The 25,482-nt window shown below is 42.8% G+C and carries 27 protein-coding genes; 19 read left to right on the top strand and 8 right to left on the bottom strand.

Annotation, left to right across the window (positions count from 1 at the left end):
• Nucleotides 1–29 precede the first annotated feature (29 nt).
• Nucleotides 30–155: a hypothetical protein gene (locus BM126_RS22740; RefSeq protein WP_256213000.1), complete on the top strand. Its 126-nt coding sequence runs from the start codon at nucleotides 30–32 to the stop codon at nucleotides 153–155.
• Between the two features lie 62 nt (nucleotides 156–217).
• On the opposite strand, the gene BM126_RS06520 is transcribed toward BM126_RS22740, so the two are convergent.
• Nucleotides 218–616 carry a GNAT family N-acetyltransferase gene (locus BM126_RS06520; protein WP_090988753.1) on the bottom strand — a complete coding sequence of 133 codons (399 nt, stop codon included), beginning with the start codon at nucleotides 614–616 and terminating at the stop codon, nucleotides 218–220.
• Nucleotides 617–797: 181 nt separating this feature from the next.
• Here BM126_RS06520 and BM126_RS22205 point away from each other — a divergent pair, with 181 nt between their 5' ends.
• Nucleotides 798–971 (top strand): hypothetical protein, encoded by a 174-nt coding sequence (locus BM126_RS22205; protein ID WP_177201337.1) that lies wholly within the window; start codon nucleotides 798–800, stop codon nucleotides 969–971.
• 344 nt (nucleotides 972–1,315) lie between these two features.
• The gene (locus tag BM126_RS06525; RefSeq protein WP_371261411.1) at nucleotides 1,316–1,951 is read left to right on the top strand and encodes a metal-dependent hydrolase; all 636 of its coding nucleotides are present in this window, start codon (nucleotides 1,316–1,318) and stop codon (nucleotides 1,949–1,951) included.
• A gap of 42 nt (nucleotides 1,952–1,993) precedes the next feature.
• Here the strand turns inward: BM126_RS06525 and BM126_RS06530 are convergent, their stop codons facing one another.
• The gene (locus tag BM126_RS06530; RefSeq protein WP_090988755.1) at nucleotides 1,994–2,407 is read right to left on the bottom strand and encodes an acyl-CoA thioesterase; all 414 of its coding nucleotides are present in this window, start codon (nucleotides 2,405–2,407) and stop codon (nucleotides 1,994–1,996) included.
• Nucleotides 2,408–3,026: 619 nt separating this feature from the next.
• Here BM126_RS06530 and BM126_RS06535 point away from each other — a divergent pair.
• Together BM126_RS06535 and BM126_RS06540 are read left to right on the top strand one after the other, a co-directional pair.
• Complete coding sequence (locus tag BM126_RS06535; RefSeq protein ID WP_090988756.1) at nucleotides 3,027–5,132, top strand: catalase; 2,106 nt, start codon at nucleotides 3,027–3,029, stop codon at nucleotides 5,130–5,132.
• Nucleotides 5,133–5,353: 221 nt separating this feature from the next.
• Entirely contained in the window at nucleotides 5,354–5,791 is a 438-nt protein-coding gene (locus BM126_RS06540) for a C40 family peptidase (RefSeq protein WP_090988757.1), read from the top strand.
• Between the two features lie 160 nt (nucleotides 5,792–5,951).
• On the opposite strand, the gene BM126_RS06545 is transcribed toward BM126_RS06540, so the two are convergent.
• The 3 genes from BM126_RS06545 to BM126_RS06555 form a co-directional block, all read right to left on the bottom strand.
• Nucleotides 5,952–6,245, bottom strand: a complete 294-nt coding sequence (locus tag BM126_RS06545; RefSeq protein WP_071353690.1) for an antibiotic biosynthesis monooxygenase family protein — start codon at nucleotides 6,243–6,245, stop codon at nucleotides 5,952–5,954.
• A gap of 165 nt (nucleotides 6,246–6,410) precedes the next feature.
• Entirely contained in the window at nucleotides 6,411–6,950 is a 540-nt protein-coding gene (locus tag BM126_RS06550; RefSeq protein WP_090988758.1) for a YceI family protein, read from the bottom strand.
• Nucleotides 6,951–7,376: 426 nt separating this feature from the next.
• Nucleotides 7,377–8,912: an N-acetylmuramoyl-L-alanine amidase family protein gene (locus tag BM126_RS06555; RefSeq protein WP_090988759.1), complete on the bottom strand. Its 1,536-nt coding sequence runs from the start codon at nucleotides 8,910–8,912 to the stop codon at nucleotides 7,377–7,379.
• Nucleotides 8,913–9,357: 445 nt separating this feature from the next.
• Between BM126_RS06555 and BM126_RS23260 the strand changes: the two genes are divergently transcribed.
• Both BM126_RS23260 and BM126_RS23265 read left to right on the top strand, forming a co-directional pair.
• Nucleotides 9,358–9,753 carry a catalase gene (locus BM126_RS23260; protein WP_371261412.1) on the top strand — a complete coding sequence of 132 codons (396 nt, stop codon included), beginning with the start codon at nucleotides 9,358–9,360 and terminating at the stop codon, nucleotides 9,751–9,753.
• Entirely contained in the window at nucleotides 9,678–9,977 is a 300-nt protein-coding gene (locus BM126_RS23265; protein ID WP_371261423.1) for a catalase-related domain-containing protein, read from the top strand. Before BM126_RS23260 ends, BM126_RS23265 begins: the two co-directional genes overlap by 76 nt.
• A gap of 87 nt (nucleotides 9,978–10,064) precedes the next feature.
• On the opposite strand, the gene BM126_RS06565 is transcribed toward BM126_RS23265, so the two are convergent.
• Nucleotides 10,065–10,946: an alpha/beta fold hydrolase gene (locus BM126_RS06565; RefSeq protein WP_090988972.1), complete on the bottom strand. Its 882-nt coding sequence runs from the start codon at nucleotides 10,944–10,946 to the stop codon at nucleotides 10,065–10,067.
• Between BM126_RS06565 and BM126_RS22210 the strand changes: the two genes are divergently transcribed.
• The 5 genes from BM126_RS22210 (at nucleotide 10,945) to BM126_RS06585 (ending at nucleotide 18,246) form a co-directional block, all read left to right on the top strand.
• Nucleotides 10,945–11,133: a hypothetical protein gene (locus BM126_RS22210; protein ID WP_177201311.1), complete on the top strand. Its 189-nt coding sequence runs from the start codon at nucleotides 10,945–10,947 to the stop codon at nucleotides 11,131–11,133. The two genes, BM126_RS06565 and BM126_RS22210, sit on opposite strands and share 2 nt — an antisense overlap.
• Nucleotides 11,134–11,361: 228 nt before the next feature.
• A complete protein-coding gene (locus BM126_RS06570) occupies nucleotides 11,362–11,595 on the top strand; it encodes a CsbA family protein (RefSeq protein ID WP_090988760.1) in 234 nt (77 codons plus the stop codon).
• 373 nt (nucleotides 11,596–11,968) lie between these two features.
• The gene (gene uvrB, locus BM126_RS06575) at nucleotides 11,969–13,948 is read left to right on the top strand and encodes an excinuclease ABC subunit UvrB (protein ID WP_090988761.1); all 1,980 of its coding nucleotides are present in this window, start codon (nucleotides 11,969–11,971) and stop codon (nucleotides 13,946–13,948) included.
• Between the two features lie 6 nt (nucleotides 13,949–13,954).
• Entirely contained in the window at nucleotides 13,955–16,828 is a 2,874-nt protein-coding gene (gene uvrA, locus BM126_RS06580) for an excinuclease ABC subunit UvrA (RefSeq protein ID WP_071349912.1), read from the top strand.
• 317 nt (nucleotides 16,829–17,145) lie between these two features.
• The gene (locus BM126_RS06585; RefSeq protein ID WP_090988762.1) at nucleotides 17,146–18,246 is read left to right on the top strand and encodes a DUF4097 family beta strand repeat-containing protein; all 1,101 of its coding nucleotides are present in this window, start codon (nucleotides 17,146–17,148) and stop codon (nucleotides 18,244–18,246) included.
• Between the two features lie 54 nt (nucleotides 18,247–18,300).
• Here BM126_RS06585 and BM126_RS06590 read toward each other — a convergent pair whose 3' ends face one another.
• Complete coding sequence (locus BM126_RS06590; protein WP_090988763.1) at nucleotides 18,301–18,855, bottom strand: N-acetylmuramoyl-L-alanine amidase; 555 nt, start codon at nucleotides 18,853–18,855, stop codon at nucleotides 18,301–18,303.
• Between the two features lie 336 nt (nucleotides 18,856–19,191).
• Between BM126_RS06590 and hprK the strand changes: the two genes are divergently transcribed.
• From hprK to BM126_RS06615, 5 genes are read left to right on the top strand one after another with little or no spacing between them, the layout of a single operon-like run.
• Nucleotides 19,192–20,130, top strand: coding sequence for an HPr(Ser) kinase/phosphatase (hprK, locus tag BM126_RS06595; RefSeq protein WP_071349909.1), 939 nt, complete (start codon nucleotides 19,192–19,194; stop codon nucleotides 20,128–20,130).
• A 37-nt stretch (nucleotides 20,131–20,167) separates the two neighbouring features.
• Nucleotides 20,168–20,977: a prolipoprotein diacylglyceryl transferase gene (gene lgt / locus BM126_RS06600; protein ID WP_090988764.1), complete on the top strand. Its 810-nt coding sequence runs from the start codon at nucleotides 20,168–20,170 to the stop codon at nucleotides 20,975–20,977.
• A gap of 27 nt (nucleotides 20,978–21,004) precedes the next feature.
• Complete coding sequence (locus tag BM126_RS06605; RefSeq protein ID WP_090988765.1) at nucleotides 21,005–21,952, top strand: nucleoside recognition domain-containing protein; 948 nt, start codon at nucleotides 21,005–21,007, stop codon at nucleotides 21,950–21,952.
• On the top strand, nucleotides 21,942–22,595 hold the full coding sequence (ppaX, locus tag BM126_RS06610) for a pyrophosphatase PpaX (protein WP_090988766.1): 654 nt from the start codon (nucleotides 21,942–21,944) through the stop codon (nucleotides 22,593–22,595). Before BM126_RS06605 ends, ppaX begins: the two co-directional genes overlap by 11 nt.
• A complete protein-coding gene (locus tag BM126_RS06615) occupies nucleotides 22,592–23,131 on the top strand; it encodes an acyltransferase (protein WP_090988767.1) in 540 nt (179 codons plus the stop codon). Before ppaX ends, BM126_RS06615 begins: the two co-directional genes overlap by 4 nt.
• Nucleotides 23,132–23,140: 9 nt before the next feature.
• Here the strand turns inward: BM126_RS06615 and BM126_RS22215 are convergent, their stop codons facing one another.
• Nucleotides 23,141–23,287, bottom strand: a complete 147-nt coding sequence (locus BM126_RS22215; protein ID WP_177201338.1) for a hypothetical protein — start codon at nucleotides 23,285–23,287, stop codon at nucleotides 23,141–23,143.
• Between the two features lie 380 nt (nucleotides 23,288–23,667).
• Here BM126_RS22215 and BM126_RS06625 point away from each other — a divergent pair, with 380 nt between their 5' ends.
• On the top strand, nucleotides 23,668–24,837 hold the full coding sequence (locus tag BM126_RS06625; RefSeq protein ID WP_090988769.1) for an ATP phosphoribosyltransferase regulatory subunit: 1,170 nt from the start codon (nucleotides 23,668–23,670) through the stop codon (nucleotides 24,835–24,837).
• Nucleotides 24,838–24,839: 2 nt separating this feature from the next.
• The gene (gene hisG / locus BM126_RS06630) at nucleotides 24,840–25,466 is read left to right on the top strand and encodes an ATP phosphoribosyltransferase (protein ID WP_090988770.1); all 627 of its coding nucleotides are present in this window, start codon (nucleotides 24,840–24,842) and stop codon (nucleotides 25,464–25,466) included.
• Nucleotides 25,467–25,482 lie beyond the last annotated feature (16 nt).

The raw sequence follows: 25,482 nt of genomic DNA on the forward strand, positions 1-25,482 counted from the left end.
GGAGGATAAGATATCAGACGTACCGGCGGGTGAAGGGATGGATCAGCGGACTGACAGGAAAAGTCATTACGCCGGAGGATAAAGAATACGATGTGCTGCGGAGAGATTATAATCCTGAAAAAATTAAGTTTCCGTACTTTAACGCTGTAATTTAATGCTTGTAAAAGAAACCATAAGAGAGGGCGGGGAAACCCTCTCTTTCACTTTTGTCCGGATTTTATTTCTCCCTTGGAATCTTGAAGGCGTTATCCGCTTTTTCAAACCCGATTCGCGGGTAATATTCCATCGCAATTGGGGAAGACAGCAGCAATAATGCCGTTTCCTTGCCGGCCTGCTCTTGTACAAGACGGGTCAGTTCCCTGCCAATTCCGCTTTTTTGATAGTGCTTGTCAACTGCCAGGTCTGATAAATAGCAGCAATAACTGAAATCTGTGATGGCTCTTGCTATTCCTGCGAGGTGATTGCCATCCCAAGCCGTGATGAGGATGTCGGCATGGTCAATCATCCGCTGCAGGCGGGGTAAATCTTCAGCAGGCCGATTAAGCCCTGACGCTTTAAACAGCTTTGACATTTGGAGAGGGGTAATAGCGGCATTAACTTTATACTCAATTTTCATTATGTATTCCTCCTGTTAGATTATTAAGATTATTCAATTATAAAGGCAAATGGATGCCATTGTAAGTTCTAATTCATCCATTTTTTGGTGCTGGTTTAAAGAAATATGAAAATTAGTGATGCTTGTCCACACCCTTTTGCTTGTCTTAGCATTTCATGTTATTTATAAGGATGTGAGCAGAATGAGTATGGGGAAATTTATTACCGTGGGAGATCATACAATTGTGCGGATCTGCGGAAAATTTTATCTTTTATTAGAAATAGAAGTGGACTTCCGGCAAGTGAAGAAGGAAGAATGCGTATTTATTAGGATTTCTGAACAAGAAGCCCGTACCCTGATGGAGGCGGAGGAGTAGAAAACTTCCTATCAGTCTACTGCAGGAGGGACATTTTTTTTTGAGAAGAATCCCTTTTGCTATATTCATAAGGATGCAATAAAGAATCCGGCACTTTGTTCCCATAGAAAAGTTTTTGTCCTTAAAAGGCAAGGAGTTCCTTTTAAGGACGAAACCAAATTGGCTGTGCAGGAGTAGCGCACCTTAGGCTCCACTTAACCTGATTTAACAATCGCCTCAAATCATTCATTGAAAATCAATATAACAAAAGAGCTCTTCTTAAATATCTTGTGGCTGTCTACCTATAAATCCTATAAAATATAGAAAGGAAAAATTTTCAGCAAGAATCATACATAAGAAGCAAGGTGAAGAATTTGAACGGTACAGCACATATGGTGCTTGGGGCAGTGGCAGGCTTTGCTTGTGCGGACTCGCTGCAAAGCACTCCTGCAGAGACGATGCTGCTCGTGGGAATCGGGGCAGCTGCAGGTCTTATGCCAGATATTGATATAGACGGGAAGTTAAGCAACAAAATTACCTTTTCCCACAAGCTCATTCGAACCATAGCCCAGCTGCTCGGTTTTGCTATGATTTTGTACAGCAGTTTTAACTATGCAGGGAATAGCAGAACAATAGGAATTGGGGCAGGAATAGGCATTTTATTGCTTTCAGCATTTATCACGCAAAGGCTAATGCTGACGCTTACGGGCATAGGAGTTTTACTCGGAGGAATATCCCTGGAAGAAAACTGGGTGCTGCTTTTGGGGATTTTTATTATTCTGGGTTCATTTGTCCCGCACCGAAGCTACACCCATTCTATAATAGGGCTGATTTTCTTTGGAGTCATTTCTTATAAATTTGAGGCATCCGTGAACATAGATGGAGTCTTTATCACCTGTATAGCCGGGTATGCCAGCCACATGGCTGCCGATATGAAAATCCTGCCCTTCAATAAACGGGGCGTAAAGTTCTTTTTGCCTTTCTCAAAAAAGGAATTTTAATATTGTTTAAAGGCGGCTCTCTCCTGAGAAGCGCCTTTTTATCTATTTTGATGATTCCTCTGATTGGCCGTAAAGATGCTGTGACAGCAACAGCCGGATGTGTTCAGGAATGCGTTCAGTCGATTGTGTTTCCTGATTGAAGTTGACATACGCTGCAGTTGCCTTCACGCACAATCTGCCTTCCTGATGGATTTCTTCATATAGTATAAAGCTGCTGTTTCCGATTTTCTGCACCCATGTGGAGACGAAAGCTTCCCTGCCATAAAAAATCTGATCCACATAATCTGTATTTAAATTAACAATGACCATTTTCCAATCCTCAAAATCAAGCGACGGTGTGAAGAATTTAAAGATTTCCTCTCTCCCTGCCTCCAGCCAGACTGGAATGGTCGTATTGTTAATATGTCCGACTCCATCTGTTTCAGAAACCCTCGGCTGTATTTTTGTCAAAAACATACGAAATCCCCCTTTCAAAGCAATTATGTCTACATTCTCCAGCAATTGATATGAAACCTTTTTTATCAAGGCTGTTTCGTAAACTTTGTTGCTATTGAACAAGATGTTGATTTCCGCTCCAGGGTGCTCGCTTTCACGCGGGGCAGGAGGTGAGCCTCCTCCGCAATGCCTGCGGGGGGTCTCGCACCTTACGCTCCAATCAACCTGGTTTAACTACATGATTACTTCACAGAACATATTAAAAAACAATAATATTTAAGAAAAGAGCCTTTATCCAAAGGAAAATCATTGATTTTAAAAATTTTAATAGCTATGCCAGGATTTCTGCATTCACCTGAAAGTTTATATTCCACATTCAAGGGTAAGTGTTTAGTAGTTCTGCCTGTTACATAGCAGGCACTATTATGAGCAATATGCAGTACATATCAGCGTAAAGAAATATCCCGTTTTTAACGGACGATAAATGCCTTTTAAGGTCTTAGTTCTGTCTAAGAGAGCAAGCAGAATTTATCTGTCTGGAAAAGTCCGATTAGTTTGAATCATCAGCAGCGGATAAGAAAGCACTGATGTAGATAACGTTTTGTAAGCATTCACGAATATCCCAAGGAGGACACTAAGAGTGAAAAATGAAGATAAGCTTGAAAGAACAGTAAATGAAAACAGTAAAAATGAACAGCTGGAACCATACCGTTCTGATAATGACGGAAAAAAGCTTACAACTAATCAAGGCTTAAGAATAAGTGAGGATGAACACTCTTTGAAAGCCGGAGTTCGCGGGCCGACTTTAATGGAAGACTTCCATTTCAGGGAAAAGATGACCCACTTTGACCATGAGCGCATTCCAGAGCGTATTGTCCATGCCCGGGGTTACGGTGTACATGGGTATTTTGAGGTTTATGAGTCCATGGCTGAATATACAAAAGCGAAATTCCTGTCAGATCCTGCTGTGAAAACTCCTGTATTCTTAAGGTTTTCAACTGTTGCCGGGTCACGCGGTTCAGGAGATACCGTACGTGATGTGCGGGGATTTGCGACAAAATTCTATACGGAAGAAGGAAACTATGATCTTGTCGGAAACAATATGCCTGTTTTCTTTATTCAGGATGCCATCAAGTTTCCGGATCTTGTCCATTCCTTTAAGCCTGAACCTCATAATGAAATGCCTCAGGCTTCAACAGCTCACGATACGTTTTGGGATTTTGTGGCCAACAATAGGGAATCGGCCCATATGGTAATGTGGGCCATGTCAGACCGTGCAATTCCCAGAAGCTATCGGATGATGGAAGGTTTTGGCGTTCACACATACCGCTTTGTAAATGAAGAAGGCAAGGCGCGTTTTGTGAAATTCCACTGGAAGCCTTTGCTTGGCGTACATTCTCTTGTATGGGAGGAAGCGCAGAAGATTGCCGGGAATGATCCCGATTTCCACCGCAGAGATCTTTGGGAAGCCATAGATAGCGGGAACTTCCCTGAGTTTGAGTTTGGCGTTCAAATGATCGATGAGGAAGATGAATTCAAATTTGACTTTGATGTCCTTGACCCCACCAAGCTTTGGCCGGAAGAAATTGTACCAGTCAAAATAATCGGGAAAATGACATTAAATAATAATGTTCATAATGTGTTTGCTGAAACAGAGCAGGCTGCCTTCCACCCGGGAAATGTCGTACCGGGGATAGACTTCACAAATGACCCGTTACTGCAGGGACGCCTCTTTTCTTACACAGACACACAGCTTCTCCGGTTAGGAGGCCCGAATTTTCATGAAATCCCGATTAATCGCCCTGTATGCCCATTCCATAACAACCAGTATGATGGCTATCATAGAATGACGATTAATAAGGGACCGGTTGCCTATCGAAACAATTCGCTTCAAGGCAATTATCCTGAGACATCAACAAAAGAAGAAGGCGGATATGAGCATTATCAGGAAAAGGTTGAGGGCAGGAAAGTACGTCAGCGAAGTGAAAGCTTCAACGACCACTATTCACAGGCCAAGCTTTTCTGGAACAGCATGACAGATACAGAGAAAAAACATATCATTAAGGCCTTCCGCTTTGAACTAGGCAAAGTTAAAAGCAAGGATGTGCAGCAGCAGGTAGTGGACATGTTCAGCAATGTGGATGATTACCTTGCTGAGCAGATTGCAAAGGGCATTGGAGCAAAGGTACCGGCAAACAGCAAGGCATCCGGTGTAAGCGAATCATCTCCTGCGCTCAGCCAGCTTCATACCGTTAAATCTCCTGCCACAAGAAAAGCGGCCATACTGGCTGCCGACGGGTTTAATTATGAAGAGATAAAGAGTTTGAAGGATTCATTGAAAAAAGCAGGAGTAACAGCAGAGGTGATCAGTGAAAATCTGGGCATGATCAAGAGCTCTGATGGACAGGAGCTTGAAGTGAATCAGACATTCCTGACGAGCGATTCTGTATTATTCGATGCCGTGTATGCTGCAGGTGGACAGGAAAGTGCAGGCCGGTTAAAAACGGTGAAGGAGGCCGCCGCTTTTCTTAAGGACGCATACAGCCATTACAAAACGGTTGGAGCAGCAGATGAAGGAACGGACTTGCTGGCATTTGCCGGTATAGAGATTGTTTCTCCTGAAAGTAAAGAGCCCCTCTCTGTACCCGGGGTAATTGCTTCACGGAATGCAGAAGATTTGGCTGGATTAAACAAACAATTTATTGAAGGAATCGCCCAGCATCGCCACTGGAATAGAAAAATATAAAAGATAGAAAGTATGCCCTGTTTGAACAGCAGGGCATATTTTTTAATTGAATTTCAAGGATATATATTAAAAAAATGTTTTATACCAGTTATTGCACTGCAATTCTACTAAATGGAGGATGTTCCTATTATTTGTAATGTAATTGTAATATTCCTGTGATGCCATTGTTATGCTATCAAAGTATGATAGGTTTAGCTAATCACACCAGGGGGTATACAACTATGTTGAAGAAAATCATTGCAGCTTTGTCTTTAGCCGTTATATTTAGTTCTGTTGCACCACAAATGGGTGAGGCAGCTTACTATAATACAAAAGCTATTTCAGTAGCTAAAAGCAATTTAGGGACAAAATATGTATGGGGCGGAACAACTCCAAGCGGTTTCGATTGTTCAGGCCTTGTGAAATATTCATATAACAAAGTGGGAAAAACACTTCCAAGAACAGCTTCTCAAATGTATAGAACCGGAAAGAGAGTCAGCTCACTGGCACCTGGAGACTTAATGTTTTTTGCGCCAAATAAAGCATCTAATCCTACTCATGTGTCTATCTACATGGGAAGCGGAAAAATGATTCATGCAGCAACTTCTCGCGGAGTGTCAATCACTTATACAAGCAATTCCTACTGGAAACCAAAATTTCTTGGCGCTAAGCGCATATAATAGATTCAAAGAAAAGAACCCTCTGTGGTTCTTTTTTTATGGAAAGGCTCTGTTAAACGAACGTTAATGTTGATACTTCATCAAAAGAAAAGAACCCATTTATGAGTTCTTCCTGTAGGCATCTTCTTCAATTACGTACCCGTTAGTTCAAGAATAACTATTAAAGTTTAACCTTCTCAAAATGTTCAACTATTGGAAATGGGTCATAAAAATTATGTAATTTCTTTTTCCATTCTTGATACTCGTTGGATTGTCTAAATCCAATTGTATGGTCTTCTAATGTTTCCCACTGCACCAGTAGTAAATATTTTCCCTCAATTTCCATACAACGCTGTAATTCGTGAGATATATACCCTTTCATTGAAGAAATAATTTCTGATGCCTCACGAAATACTTCTTCATATTCTGCTTCCATACCTTCCTTAACTTGTAGCATAACAGCTTCCAATATCATTTAATTTCCCCCTTTTCAAAAGTATAACATTACTCTTTTTTTATGACTTTTTTGTCATGGTAGTTGAAGAAGAAAATCAACAACATACATTAACAGAGCCTATGGAAAAAATAAAAACCAGCTGGAAGGAGGTGACTCTCCTCAGCTGGCTTTTTTGTTTGATCTTTATTCTTGAGCAGCTTTTCCTGCTTCAAGGTCAATGGTTAACGTAATCACATCACCCAACAGCATGCCGCCAGTTTCGAGTGCAGCGTTATAGGTTAAGCCATAATCGCTTCGTTTAATCTTACCTGCAGCACTGAATCCAGCTTTTTCATTTCCCCATGGATCCTTGCCTTGGCCTTCAAAAGTGACAGTGAAAGTTTCCTTGCGTGTCACACCAAGAAGGGTAACATCTCCTGTTACATTATATTCATTGTCATCTCTTTTGGTAATTTCACCAGATTTGAACGTAATAGTCGGGTATTCTTCCGCCTTAAAGAAATCAGCAGAGCGAAGGTGGTTATCGCGGTCTTCATTTCTTGTATCAATGCTTGCTGCATCTACTGTGAATTCAATAGAAGCTGTTGTTAAATCTGCAGGATCTGCTTCAAGAACCGCAGTAAACTTGTTAAAGTTTCCTTTTACCTTTGCAATCATCATGTGTTTTACGCTAAATTCAATAGAACTATGTGTATCATCGACGGTCCATTTTGTTACAGTCATTTTTCTTCCTCCTAAATTTGTATCTTGAAATTATATATCTCTAATTAAAGATAATTGAATATAGCCTAAATATACAGGTTGCCGGTCGCGTTGTCAATACAAAATTACTAAACAGTTAAAAATTTCTGACACTTAAAATAGAACTGAACAAAAGGCCGTTTTTGTAAACTTTGTTGCTATGGAACAGGGGGTGGTTGATTTCCGCTCCAGGATGCTCGTTTCCGTGGGGCGGGTGGTGAAGCCTCACAAGCAATGCTTGCGGGGTCTCACCTTCACGCTAATCCCACAGGAGTCTCACACCTTACACTCCAATCAACCGGTTTAACAACAGAATCGCTTCACAGAACATATTAAAAAACAACATTCTTTAAGAAAAGAGCCGAACAAAAAAAGCTGAAGATCTTAAACAAGATCTTCAGCACTGTGTTATTTTGATGCAAAGTATTTTTCGAGACCGTTATAAATACCTGTTGCAGCCTTTAATTGATATGCGGCTGTAGCAATAGTTTTTTCTTCGCCAGGATTAGAAATAAAGCCTAATTCTATTAAAACAGCAGGGTTCTTGTTTTCACGGATAACCTGGAAATTTCCTGTGTGGACACCGCGATTTGAAAGTCCTGTTTGTTTAATGACTTCTTCCTGGATGCACTGCGCAAGCTCGCGTTCATTTACGTTTGTTGCCCAGTAATAGGTATCGATGCCATTAGATGATTTGCTGAAATTAGAATTGTAGTGAATGCTGATAAATACATCTGCATGATACTTATGGCTGGTGTTTACCCTGTCAGAAAGGGAAGGGTACGTATCGCCAGTACGAGTCATGATTACTTTTGCACCTGCTGCAGTAAGAATCGACTGCAGTTTTTTTGCGGAATTTAAGGTGATTGTTTTTTCAACATTGGTTTCCCCAGGAGCCCCTGGGTCTTTTCCCCCGTGTCCGGCATCAATTACAATAACTTTTCCCTTTACACCCTTTGCGGGAGGATTTTTGCTTAAGTAGGCAAGGGATGCCCATCCTGTTATCCCGGAACTTGTTATGACTTTTCCCCAAGTTCCTTTTGTTTCAAATAAAGTAACAGTTAATCCTTTATTTACAGCGGTTAAGATCTTCCCGCTTGTGCCTGCACTGTCACGGATATTTAAAGAAGATGCTCCGGTCACATAATATTTAATTCCGGACGCTGTGTCCGTTCCTGTGGCAGGAGGTGAAGCCTTGCTTGGCACTTCAGCCTTAGCTGGCGCTGTGGCCGGCTTTTTTGAAGTCAGGTAATGGAGTGAAACCCACCCGGTTTTATTTGATGCCGTTTTAATTCTTCCCCAGGTCCCTTTTTTCTCATAAAGGGTAACGGCTGAGCCTTTTGTGACGGCTGTGATTTTAGCGGAACTGGCTGTTGCTGATTTGCGGACATTAAGAGAATCTGCGGTTACATAATACTTCGTGCCTGATACCGTGGCTTTGGTTGCAGAGGTTACAGAGGGCTTTTTATCAGATATGTATGATTTTGAAACCCATCCCGTTTTCTTTTTGGATGGCACATAAATATTCATCCAGCTTCCGCTTTGTGATTTGATATTTACCAGTGTGCCCTTGGAAAGCAGGCCAAGTGAGCCGCTTTTTGTGGAAGCTGTTTTCCTCAGGTTCAAGGAGCTTGCCGTGACATACCCATTTTTGACAGCAGTGACAGTGATTTTCGATACATATTTCGATGAAACCCATCCGTATGATTTACCATAAGGGATTTTTGACCAGCTTCCCTGTGTCGCAGAAATGGTAACAACTTTTCCCTTCGCCAGCATGCCAAGCGATTTGGAGGAGGTGGTTGGCTTTTCGCGGACATTCAGGCTGCTTGCTGTTACCTTGGCCTGAGTTGCTGCGAAAACATGTTCACCAGTGGCTGTAAACGCGAAAATGGATAGAAATAGTACCGTGGCTGTCAGCAGTGCCCCTATTCTTTTTTTCATGATGTTCGCCGCCTTCTTTAAAGATTTGAATATATAAAAATCTTAAATTTTCCCTATCAACATTATAACCTATTTTTTTACAAATTGACCAATAAATTAAGGAAAATGAAAAAGATGTATTTTTTTGTCTTTTGTGCCGTTTTGTTTTATGAAATATGAAAATATTAAGGAAGAAAGACATATTTCAAAAGAAAGTGATGAATGATGGCACATTACTTTGTATCGGTGTAATTTCCAAATGATTAAGTGGAAATACAGTAAGATGGTTCTATTTTACTAGCATTCTAAAAGAGGGGATAAAAAGATGTTTGCGGATATATGCATGATTATTCCAATAAAGGGAGTTATGTTTAAGAATTCACTAAAGAAAGTATGAACAAAAATCTTTCAGACTCTGAAACGGAAGAGACGCTGACCAATCGGCAGGGATATCCATTTTACTGAAGTGGAGCAGGCGGCATTTGGTACAGGGGTCCTTGTTGACGGGCTGGATTTTTCTGATGATAAAATGCTGCAGGGCAGGACTTTTTCCTATTCGGATACACAGCGGTACGGTTTGGGCCTAACTATTTGCAGCTTCCGGTCAATGCACCGAAAAAACGTGTGGCTACAAACCTGCGTGGAGGTCAAATGCAGTACAAGGTCCTATTTTGGAAAAAAACAAAATCCCCATGTGAACTACGAACCTTCTGCATTAGGAGGACTTAAGGAAGCGGAGCAGGAAGGGAAAGAATACACTCCGCACATTGAAGGGCGGCGGAAAGCATTGACCGCCGGAAGGACTTCAAACAGGCTGGTGAGACCTATAATAAGTTTGAAGAGCGGGAAAAGGATGAACTGATATCGTATCTTGTCAGTACACTTGCTCCTTGCGACAAGCGGAAACAATCCAAAATCATTGAATATTGTACAAATGCTGATCGGGAATATGGGAGCAAAGTAGAAGAAAGCATCAGAAATTATTCGCCTGAAAATACTTCGTCACAAGAATCAATTGGAGCTGAAGGGGCAGAGGATGCACCGGAAAACGCATCAAAAAAGGGGCATGAAGCAGATCCGTATTAATCATGTAAGAAGGCGAATTCCTCTGATTGGGAGTTTGCCTTCTTTATTTCGATATCAAGCTGCCTTGTCAGAACCTTCCTTGCGCGTTTATTTTTTAGAAAATGATTTGGTGAATTCATTAACTTCTTTGTTTATCTCCTTATAACGAGTCCAATGAAGGTAATGATGTCCTTGTAATAGTACAATTTTGCTTGCAGGGGAATCAGTTAACTGCGTCTTATAAAAAGACACCTTATCTTTGCCATCCTTTGTTTCCTTTTCTTCTTTTCTGGCGAAAATTAAAACTGGCATAGTAGAGGGGAAATTCATATCAGCCGTTTTGCTGATATTTTCTTTTATTTCATTGGCTTCAGCAACAACGGTTTTGTTGTAGCCCTTCCATGATGATATTGCTTTGGTCATTTTTATATTACTCTCGGAATATATGCCATCTTTAGCAAGTGGCAAGAAGCTATCAGGACTTATATATAATGCTAGTCTTGCAATTCCTGCTGGAGCCAAATAACTTAAAAACTTAGGCATAGTAGGAGCTTTTTCGCTAAAGTAATCCAATGCCTGAGGCAGCGTCGGATCGATTCCTATGATTCCTTTTACTTCCTCTGGATATTTATTAGCAAAATACATACTGTAAATCCCGGAAATTGAATGCGGCATTAAAATATAGGGTCCTTGTATGTTCGCTTTTTTTAGAGCTGTTCTTAACTCCTCAACAATGTTTTCCACTGTCCGTTCCTTACTGGTGATATCGCTCCATCCGTACCCTAGCGGCTCTGCCACCACTACTTTATTATTCTTTGACATTTCATTTATCAAAGGTTCAAAGTCCAATGCAGGCGCTGTGGTTCCCAGGCCGCTTAATAATACGATTGTGTTATCACCCTCGCCCTTTGTATAAATGTGCATATTCTTGCCATCCAAGCTTACTAACTTGCCGATCGGCGGGTACTTTTTTTGTTCAAAAACATTCATGACATTGCTGAAAATAATCCACGCAGCAAATACGGCTAGTATAGATAATAAAGTATTCCTTGCGGCTGCCCAAAATCTGAATTTCTTTTTAGTTTTCTTCATTATTTTTTATGACCTTCTTTCTTTTTATTTATCTTACCGTGATAACGAAATGCTAAAAATGTTCCTTAGCAGTAATTTAAGATAAGGCTTGAGGCTTATGAAAAGCTGACGTATAACGCCAAGCGGGGATGAAAACAGCTGCTGGAAAAGTCTCAATTGTGAAAAAAACCAGTGTTCCGGCCCTGCCGGGAATAAATCTCTGAATGCTTCATTTAGGAATAGCAAAATGAATCAATATGTTTTACACTGATACTACTTGCCTGTATCTTTGGAGGCTGATAGAAGGATCGCTCTCTTAAAGGAGATGAATAGAATGATAAAAATTTTCTCTGCACTGTTTCTTCCCGGTCTCCTGGTTATGCTCTTTTCCCGGGTTACCTACAATCGTGTGGTGGGATTAATTTTAACGGTTGCCTTAATTGCCGCTTCCGCTTATAAAGGTTACACTCATACCTGGTGGCTGATAACGATTGATGCCTTCTCGCTGACTGCGGGGTTCTGGCTTTCATCCAGCATGAAAAAGACAAACTCGAAAGAAGGCGCCTGATTGGCGTTTTTTTCAATCAGGAGAGTTTTTTTCTATTAATATTGCCTGCGCCGAGTTGGATGCACAGCCATCAAGAGCATAAGCCATCTAAGAATATCCTTAGGCAGCTTATGCTTTTTTGGGGTTAAAGGCGTGTGGAATTATAGGCTGATTACAATTCATAATCAGAAACAGGGAATAAACGTTCGCTTTTTGTTGGTTTGTTTTGCGGCTTTTGTGGTAGAATGAATGTATGGGTTTAAATAGATTTAGCTATTTTTTTAAGTGTGTTTTTTAAATAGATAACAGACAGTACATTAACCGCTTTGAAATCATTCGCATTTCTGCGGTGTAATCATATATGCAGACAAATTCCTTTTAGGAGGCTTGTTTAGTGAAAGATGTGTTCGAGCTAGTATCAAAGTATTCTCCCCAGGGTGACCAGCCCGCGGCAATCACTTCTCTTGTTGAAGGGATAAAGGACGGCAAAAGGTACCAGACGCTTTTAGGGGCGACAGGAACAGGGAAAACATTTACAGTTTCAAATGTTATAAAAGAAGTCAATAAGCCTACACTTGTCATTGCCCATAATAAAACGCTGGCCGGACAGCTTTACAGCGAATTTAAGGAGTTTTTCCCTGATAATGCTGTAGAATATTTCGTCAGCTACTATGATTACTATCAGCCGGAGGCCTATGTGCCGTCGACGGATACGTTCATTGAAAAAGATGCCAGCATCAATGATGAAATTGACAAGCTGCGCCACTCTGCGACTTCATCGCTGTTTGAGAGGAAAGACGTTATTGTAATCGCCAGTGTTTCCTGTATTTATGGACTTGGTTCTCCGGAAGAATACCGGGAAATGGTCGTTTCCCTTAGGACTGGCATGGAAATTGACAGAAATGCACTGCTGCACAGGCTGGTCGATATCCAGTATGAGCGGAATGATATTGCCTTCCAGCGCGGTACCTTCCGGGTCAGGGGAGATGTTGTTGAAATCTTTCCTGCTTCAAAGGATGAACACTGCATCAGAGTGGAATTTTTCGGTGATGAAATAGACCGGATCCGTGAAGTGGATGCCTTGACTGGCGAGATAACCGGCGAGCGTGACCATATTGCCATTTTCCCTGCCTCCCACTTCGTTACCCGCGAAGAGAAAATGAGGGTGGCCATCAGCAATATTGAGAAGGAACTGGAAGAGCGCCTCATCGTGCTTCGCGAGGATGAAAAGCTTCTTGAGGCACAGCGTCTTGAACAGAGGACGCGCTATGATCTGGAAATGATGCGGGAAATGGGCTTTTGCTCGGGAATTGAAAACTATTCAAGGCACTTGACGCTCCGGCCTGCAGGCGCCACTCCATATACACTTCTTGATTATTTCCCTGAAGACTTTCTGCTTGTGGTTGATGAATCACATGTTACGCTTCCGCAGGTGCGTGGAATGTATAATGGCGACCAGGCGAGAAAACAGGTGCTTGTAGACCATGGCTTCCGTTTGCCTTCAGCCATGGATAACCGCCCATTAAGGTTTGAGGAATTCGAAAAGAAGGTAGGCCAGGCCATATTTGTTTCTGCCACCCCTGGACCTTTTGAATTGGAGCATACACCTGACATGATCGAGCAGATTATACGCCCGACTGGCCTGCTTGATCCAAATATTGAGATAAAGCCGATCGAAGGGCAGATTGATGACCTGATTGGAGAAATCCATGACCGGATCAAAAAGGATGAACGCGTTCTTGTAACCACCCTGACGAAAAAAATGTCTGAAGACCTGACAGATTATCTGAAGGAAATTGGAATTAAGGTTCAGTACCTGCATTCAGAAGTGAAGACACTGGAGAGGATTGAAATCATCCGGGAGCTGCGTATGGGCAAATATGATGTGCTGATTGGGATCAACCTTTTAAGGGAAGGACTCGATATTCCCGAGGTTTCCCTTGTAGCCATTCTTGACGCGGACAAAGAGGGCTTCCTTCGTTCCGAGCGGTCCCTGATTCAGACTATAGGGCGTGCGGCAAGGAATTCGAATGGCCATGTCATCATGTACGCCGACAAGATGACACATTCGATGGAAGTAGCAATCAGCGAGACTAAGCGCCGCCGGGAAATCCAGGAAACCTATAATGAAAAACACGGCATTACGCCGCTGACCATACAGAAGGAAATCCGGGGCAGCATCCGGGCAACATATGCTGCTGAGGAGACAGAGGATTATACTGCGGTCCCTTCTCTTGGGAAATTGACCAAGAAAGAAAGAGAGCAGCTGATCATTAAAACAGAGAAAGAAATGAAGGAATCTGCAAAAGCCCTGGACTTCGAAAGGGCCGCAGAGCTCCGCGATTTATTAATAGAGCTGAAAGCGGAAGGATGACGAAAAATGGCCATGGATAAAATCATTGTTAAAGGCGCTAGAGCCAATAACTTAAAAAATATAGACGTCACCATTCCGAGAGATAAGCTTGTCGTTTTGACAGGCTTATCAGGTTCAGGCAAATCATCTCTGGCTTTTGATACCATCTACGCGGAAGGCCAGAGAAGATATGTAGAATCACTATCTGCTTATGCCCGTCAGTTCCTGGGACAGATGGATAAACCGGATGTTGATGCGATTGAAGGGCTTTCGCCGGCTATTTCCATTGACCAGAAAACTACTTCAAGGAATCCGAGGTCTACGGTAGGAACTGTTACGGAAATCTATGATTATCTGAGATTGCTTTATGCCCGTGTAGGGCGGCCTACCTGCCCGATCCATAACATTGAAATCAGCTCGCAGACAATCGAGCAAATGGTCGACAGGATTCTTGAATATCCGGAACGGACGAAACTTCAGGTGCTTGCCCCGCTTGTATCAGGAAGAAAAGGGACGCATGCAAAGGTTATGGAGGATATCAAAAAGCAAGGCTATGTGAGGGTACGCATAGATGGGGATATGCATGATCTTGGCGATGATATTTCCCTTGAGAAAAATAAAAAACACTCAATCGAGGTAATCATCGATAGAATCGTGGTCAAAGAAGGAGTAGCCTCAAGGCTTGCCGATTCACTGGAAAGCGCACTGAAACTGGGGGAAGGCAAGGTGATCATCGATGTGGCAGGAGAGGAAGAACTTCTGTTCAGCGAACATCATGCCTGCCCCTACTGCGGTTTCTCCATAGAAGAGCTTGAACCAAGAATGTTTTCGTTTAATAGCCCATTCGGCGCCTGCCCTGATTGTGATGGTCTGGGTTCAAAGCTGAATGTGGACAGTGATCTGGTCATCCCAAATAAAGACCTTTCATTGCGCCAGCATGCCATTGCGCCTTGGGAGCCGACGAGCTCGCAGTATTATCCTCAGCTTTTAGAGGCAGTTGCAAATCATTACGGTATAGATATGGATGTCCCGGTCAGGGAACTGCCCCAGGATCAGCTGGATAAAATTTTATACGGTTCAAAAACAGATAAGATTTATTTCAGGTATACAAATGATTTTGGCCGGCTGCATGAAAGCTATATGAATTTTGAGGGAGTTCTTAAAAATATTGAACGCCGCTTTAAAGAAACGAGCTCTGATTATATCAGAGACCAAATGGAAAAATACATGTCCCAGAATCCCTGCCAAACCTGCAAGGGACACAGGCTGAAAAAAGAGAGTCTTGCCGTTTTGGTGCAGGGCCAGCATATCAGCCAGATAACGGCTCTTTCCATTGAGGAAGGCCTAAAATTCTTTGATCATCTGGAACTTTCTGAAAAGGAACGGCAGATTGCCAAGCTTATTTTGCGTGAAATTGAAGAGCGCCTTGGCTTCTTATCTAATGTCGGGCTGGAATATCTGACACTAAGCCGTGCTGCAGGAACATTGTCGGGAGGGGAAGCGCAGCGTATCCGCCTTGCCACTCAGATTGGTTCACGCTTGACGGGTGTCCTATATATCCTTGACGAACCGTCGATTGGCCTGCATCAGCGTGACAATGACCGCTTGATTGATACTCTTAAAAACATGAGGGAAATCGGCAATACATTAATTGTTGTCGAACATGATGAAGATACAATGCTTGCTGCTGATTATCTGATCGATGTTGGTCCTGGAGCAGGGGCGCATGGAGGGAATATTGTATCAGCAGGCACGCCTGAGGAGGTAATGAATGATCCGGGTTCCCTGACAGGACAGTATCTGTCAGGAAAGAAATTCATTCCGCTTCCAATGGAACGCCGCAAGCCTGATGGAAGGTTTATAGAGATAAAGGGAGCCAAAGAGAATAACCTGAAAAACGTCAATGTGAAGTTCCCTCTAGGAACCTTTACCAGCGTTACAGGCGTATCTGGTTCAGGCAAAAGCACATTGATCAATGAAATTCTTCATAAAGCACTTGCTCAAAAGCTTCACCGGGCTAAAACAAGGCCTGGGGCACACAGGGAAATCAAGGGAATCGAGCACTTGGATAAAGTCATTGATATTGACCAGTCGCCTATCGGAAGGACCCCGCGGTCAAACCCTGCCACATATACAGGCGTTTTTGATGATATCCGGGATGTGTTTGCATCCACTAATGAAGCCAAAATCAGAGGATATAAAAAAGGGCGCTTCAGTTTTAACGTCAAAGGCGGACGCTGTGAAGCCTGCCGCGGTGATGGAATCATTAAAATCGAGATGCATTTCCTTCCTGATGTGTATGTGCCTTGTGAAGTATGCCATGGGAAACGCTATAACCGGGAAACGCTGGAAGTGAAATATAAAGGCAAAAATATTTCTGATATTCTGGATATGACTGTGGAAGAATCTCTTTCTTTCTTCGAAAATATCCCGAAAATCAGGAGGAAGCTCCAGACTATTTTCGATGTAGGCCTCAGTTATATAAAACTTGGCCAGCCTGCAACCACTTTGTCTGGAGGGGAAGCACAGCGTGTGAAGCTGGCTTCTGAGCTTCACCGCCGTTCTACCGGCCGGTCATTTTATATCCTGGATGAACCGACGACCGGTCTTCATGTAGATGATATCTCAAGACTCCTTGAGGTATTGCAGAGGCTTGTTGAAAACGGGGATACTGTGCTTGTCATCGAACATAATCTGGATGTAATTAAAGCATCTGATTATATTATAGATCTAGGTCCTGAAGGCGGAGACAAAGGCGGAACCATTTTGGCTTTTGGCACGCCTGAAGATATTGTTAAAGTTGAGGAATCTTATACTGGTAAATACCTGAAGCCGGTACTTGCCAGAGATAAAATGCGGATGGAAGCATTAATCAGTGAAAAGGAACATGAACATGTATAAGCGGGCCGCGAATGGCCCGCTTTTCTTTATTAATGGAATATCAGTTTTCGAAAGAAATTGCTGAATCCAGCCGCATATTTATTAATCAAACGTTTGATTAATAAATGGCTTGGCCTTGTATTTCCGGGGAAATCAAGTGAGCGGCTTTTAGAAATATGTCGGCCGGTTCTGTCGGATTATGGCATTGGATTGACAAGGTGACAGTGAAACTTTTTTTGGTCTGAAGCGTAATACAATGGACGATTGAATCGTGCTATAGCCGCATAGTATGATATGAATAGAATGCCCACACTTATGAAGAAAAGGGAGGGATTATGATGCAAGAGGAAAAAAAGAGAATCCTTCAAATGGTTCAGGATGGCAAGATAACGGCAGATGAAGCCCTGAGCATTTTAGAAGAACTGGAAAAAGCGGGAGAAGAAAGCAAGGTTAAGGAGCAGGTATTGAAAAATGAGCTCTCCACTGTGGTGGCTAATCCGGACAGCAGTGATAAAAGCTATGACAGCTTCAATAAAAAGATGCAATCCTCAAAAGAGAAAATATTTGATTTTGTGGAAACTGCATTTAAAAAAATAAAGGAAAGCGATCTGGATTTCAACTTTGGGAAGTCAGCTGACATTTCTCATATTTTTCAGCAGGGAAATGCCTTTTTTAAAGAGGTAGAAATTGATATTGCTAATGGAAAAACGAGCATTATCCCATGGAATCAGCAGGATGTAAGAATTGAGTGCCAGGCAAAGGTCTATAAAACAGAAAACCAGGAAGAAGCCCGTGATGCTTTTATGCAGAGTGTGCATTTTACAATTGAAAATGAAAAATTGACCTTTCTTGTGCAGCAAAAAGGGATAAAAGTGGATGCTGTTCTTTACATTCCTTCTGCAGAATACGAAAAGATTGTCATTAGAATGTTTAATGGCGGTATTTCAGGCGAAGGGTTGTCGGCGGAAACCTTTAAGGCTAAAACAGCTAATGGCCCGATTACGATTAACCAGCTGAATGGGAGCCTCTGTCAGCTTGAAACAGGAAATGGGGCGATTGCCCTGACTGATTCCCGCGTAGTAAATGCGGAAGCCGAAAGTTTGCATGGAGGCATCCATGCTGAAGGATACTTTAAAAAAGTGGATATTCAATCCTTCAATGGCCAGGTATCCTGCTTGATGAAAGATGCGGAATGCGAGTCTATTCATGCAAAAACGGTAACCGGTAAAATACAAGTATCATTGCCTGCGGGGCAGCCGGTAGATGGCGAATTGAAATCCAATTTGGGCGGTTTTAATGTAAGCCTTGAGGGGATCCAAGTCGTTGAGGAGAAAAGCGATGTCATCCAAAAAGTCCTGAAATTCAAAACAACGAAGAATGAGGGGCCGGCACTGTATATCTTTGCCGATACCAAGACAGGCACCATTTCTGTTTCTTAAGTTTAAATATGAAGGGCCTGACAATATGCTGTCAGGCCCTTTTTTTATGCATTTTTATATAGTTGAAAGAGAGTAATAATCTGCGATGCTCTTGGATATTTCCTTTGCGCAGAGTTTGCGGAACGAATCGTCACGGAGCAGGCCGGCTTCATGTCGATTGGTCATGAAGCCGCATTCGACAAGAAGAGCTGTGCATTTTGTCTGGCGGAGCACTTGGAAGTTTGCCGTCTTGACGCCTCTATTCCGGAGGCCTGCGGCTTTGGCTAACCGCTCCTGAATGATGTTTGCCAAAGAAGCGGCAGCAGCCGGCCGTGAGCTATGGATATATGTTTCCACACCGTTCGGTTCGCTCCAGCCGTTTCCGTACGCATTTGCGTGAAGTGACACATATAAGTGAGCGCCAATTGAATTGGCATGGGCGGTCCTTTGCTGAAGGGGCACATCGTATTCATCTGAATGGGCGAAATGCACGCTTACATTTTTGTAGAGTCCGAGATACTTTTTTAACCATAAAGCCGTTGCTCTGTTAAATTCGTATTCCTTCATTCCATCTGGTGTTTGTTTGCCGGGAGTATTGAATCCGTGGCCTGCATCAATCATGATCTTCATAGATCGCTTCTTCCTTTCTCTTTTCAAGAGTAGAAGGGGGCAGTATATCCGTTCCGGGAGTTTAACATCCTTCTTCGATAGTATGATATATATTCAGGGCAGGAAAATAGCAGGCAGGTAAAATTTATAATTTATCAGAGATGCTGCTTTAAGTATTGATCGGCAGTTTGGCTTTATGTGTACATATCACCTCTGGCCGATTATTAAACCTTCAGGCATATTATAGGGATTTCAAAATTTTATAACGCTTTGTTTGGTTCTTTTAAGAAAAATGCTAAAATAAAGAAAGTGTTTGAGAAAACAGAAAAATTGCTTCTTAAGGGAGGAAATGGATAGATGGCTAAAGTTCGCACAAAAGATGTAATAGAGATGTTTGGTCTGGAGTTAATAAGCGGAGAAGAAGGCATCAACAGGCCTATCGTAACAAGCGACCTTTCCCGTCCAGGCCTTGAGATCGCAGGCTTTTTTGATTACTACCCTGCTGAGCGCCTCCAGCTTCTCGGCATGACTGAAATGTCTTTTTTCAATAAGCTGAGTGAAGCAGAGCAGAAGATCCGTATGGAGGAGTTATGCAGGGATCAGACACCTGGCATTATTATCACCCGCGGCGAGGAAGTGCCCCAGGAACTGATTGCAGCATCAGAGCGGGAGTCTGTGCCAGTCATGAGGTCAGAAATGAAAACGACCCGGCTGTTCAGCCATTTGACGAATTACCTTGAAAGCAGGCTTGCGCCAACAACCGCTGTCCATGGAGTATTAATTGATATTTATGGGGTAGGGGTTATGATTACCGGGAAAAGCGGGGTCGGTAAAAGTGAGACAGCGCTTGAACTTGTAAAAAGAGGACATCGGCTTGTAGCGGATGACTGTGTTGAAATCAGGCAGGAAGATCAGGATACACTTGTGGGGAATGCTCCTGAACTGATCGAGCATCTGCTTGAAATCAGGGGACTGGGGATCATAAATGTTATGACCTTGTTTGGAGCTGGTGCTGTCCGGAGCAATAAGAAGATATCACTGGTGATCAACCTGGAGCTATGGGAGAAAAATAAGCAATATGACCGGGTCGGCCTTGATGAGGAAACAATGAAAATCATTGATACAGAGGTTACGAAATTAACAGTACCGGTTCGTCCCGGGCGAAATCTCGCTGTCATTATTGAAGTGGCTGCCATGAACTTCCGTCTGAAAAATATGGGGGTCAATGCTGCAGAGGAATTTTCAAGCCGGCTGAATAATGCCATTGCGGATGGCGGAAAACATGAAGACCTGTGAATCTGCATATAAACAGTAAGGGAAAAGAGGGGAAAAAATGGAATATGCCATTAAACCGTTAAATCCGATTGCGCTCCATTTGGGACCGCTTCAGATTCATTGGTACGGCCTGATTATCGGCTGCGGTGTCCTGCTTGGGCTTTTTATCGCCATAAGGGAATCAGAACGCCGGGGTCTAGCTAAGGACATTTTTATCGATATGATTTTGTTTGCTGTGCCGATTGCCATCCTATCAGCACGTATTTATTATGTGATTTTCGAATGGGATTATTATGCGCAGCATCCCGGAGAAATTATCAAGATATGGCATGGCGGGATTGCCATACATGGTGCCCTGATAGGTTCAGTTATCACTGCGATCGTGTACGCAAGGGTAAAAGAGGTTTCCTTCTGGAAGCTGGTGGATATTGCAGCACCAAGTTTGCTGCTGGGCCAGGCTATCGGGCGCTGGGGAAACTTCATGAATCAGGAAGCACATGGACGGGCAGTCACCAGGGGGTTTTTAGAAAATCTTCACTTGCCGGATTTTATCATTAATCAAATGTACATAAAAGGAACCTATTACCATCCGACATTCCTTTATGAATCATTATGGGATATTGCAGGCGTCATTCTTCTTTTATTCCTTAGAAGAAGCAGTCTGCGCCAAGGGGAGATCTTTTTATCATATGTAATGTGGTATTCAGTCGGCCGCTTTTTCGTCGAAGGCCTGCGGACAGACAGCCTGATGCTCAGCTCGCTTCGGATGGCACAGGTTATCTCGATTGTCCTGTTAGTAGTCGCCGCTGCGCTCTTCATTTATAGAAGGACAAAAGGGTATTCAAAACAAAGATATTTAGATTCGTAATTTTTATTGAACAAGGGGGAGAGAAACTTGATTGTAGAATCCATAAAAAAAGGGCTGCTTGCTGGTTTAAAAACGGTTTGGACTCTCGGTAAGGTCATTTTTCCTGTCACATTGCTGATTTCCATTCTTCAGTATACGCCTGTGTTAAAATGGATAATTCATCTCGTTGCACCGCTTACAAACCTGATTGGACTGTCCGGAGATGCAGCCATCCCTCTTGTTTTAGGGAATTTCCTGAATCTTTATGCCGGAATCGGCGCTATCCTGACTTTGAGCCTTCCAGTGAAGGAAGTGTTCATCATTGCGGTCATGCTCTCTTTTTCACATAACCTGCTTATTGAATCAGGTGTTGCCCTGAAGACTGGGGTCAAGCTGTGGGTGATCCTGCTTGTTCGTGTGGGTCTTGCGGTCCTGTCTGCTGTTGTCATTAACCTTGTTTGGCATGGCGGATCAGAAATCGCCCAATTCGGCCTTTCGAACCAGGCTTCATCACACATTTCCGGCACAGTTCCCATTCTATTGAATGCACTGGGAAAGGCAGCCTGGGGTGTCGGGAAGCTGGCGCTGATTGTCATCCCGCTGATGGCGGTTATCCAAATTATGAAGGATCTAAAGTGGCTGGAGTTATTTTCAAGAGGGCTGGCCCCGTTCTTGAAAGTGCTTGGCATTAAGCAGAATGCCTCCATGACCCTTGTCGCAGGTTTGACTATTGGCCTTGCTTACGGGGCGGGAGTCATGATACAGGCTGTTAAGGAAGATAATGTTTCAAAAAAAGATATGACTTTGGCCTTTGTTTTTCTGGTGGCCTGCCATGCGGTGGTTGAGGATACCTTGATCTTTCTACCGCTTGGAATACCTGTTTTGCCTTTATTTTTAATCAGGCTCATCACTGCCGTTTTGCTGACTATGGCTTTGGGGCAGATCTGGAAACGCATCGAGTTACAGCATGGAAAGGAAGCCGTTTATGAACAATAAAATTACAACACTGCTATTTGATTTGGATGGAACATTAATCAATACAAATGAATTAATTATTGCTTCTTTTACAGACACGCTTGATTTTTACTATCCTGGCCAGTATAAGCGCGAGGATATTCTTCCGTTTATCGGTCCGCCCTTATTCGATACATTCAATGAAATTGATAAAGAACGTGCTGAAGAAATGGTCGCTCATTACAGGAAGCATAATGTGGAAAATCATGATTTAATGGTTACCCAGTTTGATGGTGTGTATGAAACGGTCAAAAGCTTGAAGGAAAGCGGATATAAGCTGGCGATTGTCACAACGAAGAAACGCGATGTAGTGATGAAGGGGCTGCGTCTCAGCCGTCTGGATGAATTTTTTGAAGTCATAGTTACACTTGATGATGTAGTGCATGCAAAGCCAGATCCTGAACCGCTTTTGAAGGCGCTTGATGGGGTAGGGTCATCTCCTGCGGAAGCCATTATGATCGGTGACAGCCACCATGATGTGCTGGCCGGGAAAAATACCGGCACTAAAACGGCTGGCGTTGCGTGGACAATTAAAGGAAGAGCGTACATAGAAGGGTATCATCCTGATTATGTGCTTGAACATATGGGCGATTTAATTGGGATTTTGGAGGATCTGAATAAGTGAGGCGCACCACCCGGTATCCTGTTGAGGGAGCAAATTCCTTGTGGCATGTGTATAAGACTGTGCCTTTTTTTAAGGTAGTGAAAAACTTTGCTGTCATACAGATAGCCCGCTATACACCATTCCTGAGTGTGAAAAATTGGCTGTACCGCCATTTGCTTAGAATGCAGGTTGGAGATAAAACGTCCTTTGCTTTAATGGTTATGCTGGATGTTATGTTTCCGGAGAAAATTTCTGTGGGAAGAAATACAGTGATTGGCTATAATACAACGATTCTCGCGCATGAATATTTAATTAAAGAATACCGTCTTGGCGGTGTCCATATTGGTGATGAAGTCATGATCGGCGCAAACTCGACAATTCTGCCTGGTGTCAGCATCGGCAGCGGAGCGATTGTTTCAGCAGGCACACTTGTTCACCAGGATGTGCCTGAAGGAGCCTTTGTCGGCGGAAATCCGATGCGTGTCATTTATACAAAAGAAGAAATGCACGCCCGTGAAAATGCGGAAATAACGAAAAAAAGAGACCTGCCAGATTAATGGCAGGTCTTAATTTACTGGTTTAAATAATATCGATAATTCACCTTCAAGCTTCCTCATTATATCCTTCAGCGAAATATCCTGTTCGGCAGCAGCCGTCATCTCATACGCGTTCTTTAAAAGCTCAAAAAACCCCTCTTGCCTCTTCTCATCCATACTCAAACAAACCCCCATATCATAATCTCAACTTTAATACCCCAGATTAACGCTTTATAAACCACCGGGAAATGGGGTCTGACCCCATTTCCCGGCTGCAAAAACCGCTGATAAAATTCCAATAAATATGTTAATAATACCAGGAAGGGAAAGGCTTTGTTGGACAAGAACAGCTGTGTATTTTCGTACATTCCCTCCTTTGATTAAGTTCGGGAAATAGGGTCTGACCCCATAATGCTTGACGGGGATGCGGAGGAGGGGTAAACTGTTAATAACTTCACCATGTTAGTATGTTAGCGAACTAAAGGATTTTGATTTTTTTGTTTAGTTTATTTTATTTTTAATATAGAGGGATATTTTTCTGAAGGGTGTGTGTTCATGTGACCAAGCCGTTTATGTTTGAGAAGCCTTTGGGCATGAGAGATACGCTTCCGTTGTTATATGAAACGAAAGCTGCTGTGAGGAATGCCATCAGTTCCACTATAAAGAGGTGGGGATATCAGTTTATTGAAACCCCGGCCCTTGAGTTTTATGAAACAATCGGGGAAGCGTCAGCAATATTGGATCAGCAGCTGTTTAAGCTTCTTGATCAGCAGGGCAATACCCTTGTGCTTCGGCCTGATATGACGGCGCCGATTGCCCGGGTGGCTGCTTCCAAGCTTTTGAAGCAGCAGATTCCCTTAAGGCTTGCTTATTCAGCGAATGTTTATCGCGCGCAGCAGAGAGAGGGAGGGCGTCCCGCCGAGTTTGAGCAGCTGGGTATAGAATGCATCGGCGATCATTCAATCAGTTCGGATGCAGAAATCATTTCTTTATTAACAGAAGTCCTGCAGGGAGCGGGCTTAGAAGAATTTAAAATCTCGATTGGTCATATCGGATTTCTTCAGGAGTTATTTATCAGCATTTTAGGGACTGAAGAAAGAGCTTCCGTTTTACGGAAATTTTTATATGAAAAAAATTATGTAGGATATAGGGAGCATGTTAAATCGCTTTCGCTTTCATCTATTGATAAACAAAGATTATTGGAGTTCATTAATTTGAGAGGGTCAGAGGATATTTTAACAAAAGCCATGGACCTGCTTGAAAATGGCCAGGGAAGACAGACGCTTTCTTCTCTTAAGGAATTGTCGGATCAATTAAATGATTATGGCATAAGTGAATTTGTCAGCTTTGACTTGACACTAGTCAGTCATATGAGCTATTACACGGGTGCTTTATTCGAGGTGTATGCAGATAAGGCAAGCGCTCCGATCGGAAACGGCGGAAGATATGACAGCCTGCTCAATAAATTTGGGTGGAAGGCCCCGGCAACAGGATTTGCCATCAGGATGGACAGGCTGACGGAAACAATTGGCGAGCTTGATGAAGCTCCTTCTGCTCAGTGCATCATTTATAGTCCGGAAAGAAGAAAAGAAGCAATTGAGTCTGCAAGGAAGCTGCGTGCTGAAGGAAAAAATGTGTCCATTCAGGATATAAGCTCTGTACAAAATGTTGATGCATTTGCCCGTACTTTTTCTGAGGTCCATTTTTATATAGGAAAGGAGAGCTGAAGATGAGGAGTTTTTTAACAATTGCCATGCCTAAAGGAAGAATTTTTGAAGAAGCGGCAGAGCTGTTAAGAAAAGCCGGGTTTCAGCTTCCTGATGAATTTGATGATTCCCGAAAACTGATACTTGAAGTGGCAGAAGAAAATCTGCGCTTTATATTGGCGAAGCCCATGGATGTTGTTACATATGTTGAGCATGGCGTGGCAGATATCGGGATTGCCGGGAAAGATGTGATGCTTGAGGAGGAACGGGATGTTTATGAGCTGCTGGATCTGAAAATCAGCGCATGCCGTCTTGCTGTAGCAGGGCTTCCTGACACGAAGATCAGTGATATTGCGCCAAAGGTAGCGAGCAAATATCCGAATATAGCTTCAAGCTATTTCCGCGAGCAGGGTGAGCAGGTCGAAATTATCAAATTAAATGGTTCTATCGAATTGGCTCCATTAATCGGTTTGGCAGAGCGGATTGTGGATATTGTATCTACAGGGCAGACATTAAAGGAAAATGGCCTTATTGAATATGCAATGATAGCTGAGGTTACTTCACGTTTGGTCGCTAATCCTGTGAGTTATCGGATCAAAGAAGGCAGAATCACAGAAATAGTTGATCGTCTGGCAGCAATTATTTCATGAGCGGAAGAAAAGAGGT

Source organism: Bacillus sp. OV322 (assembly GCF_900112495.1).
In the GTDB taxonomy this organism is placed as follows: Bacteria; Bacillota; Bacilli; order Bacillales; family DSM-1321; genus Peribacillus.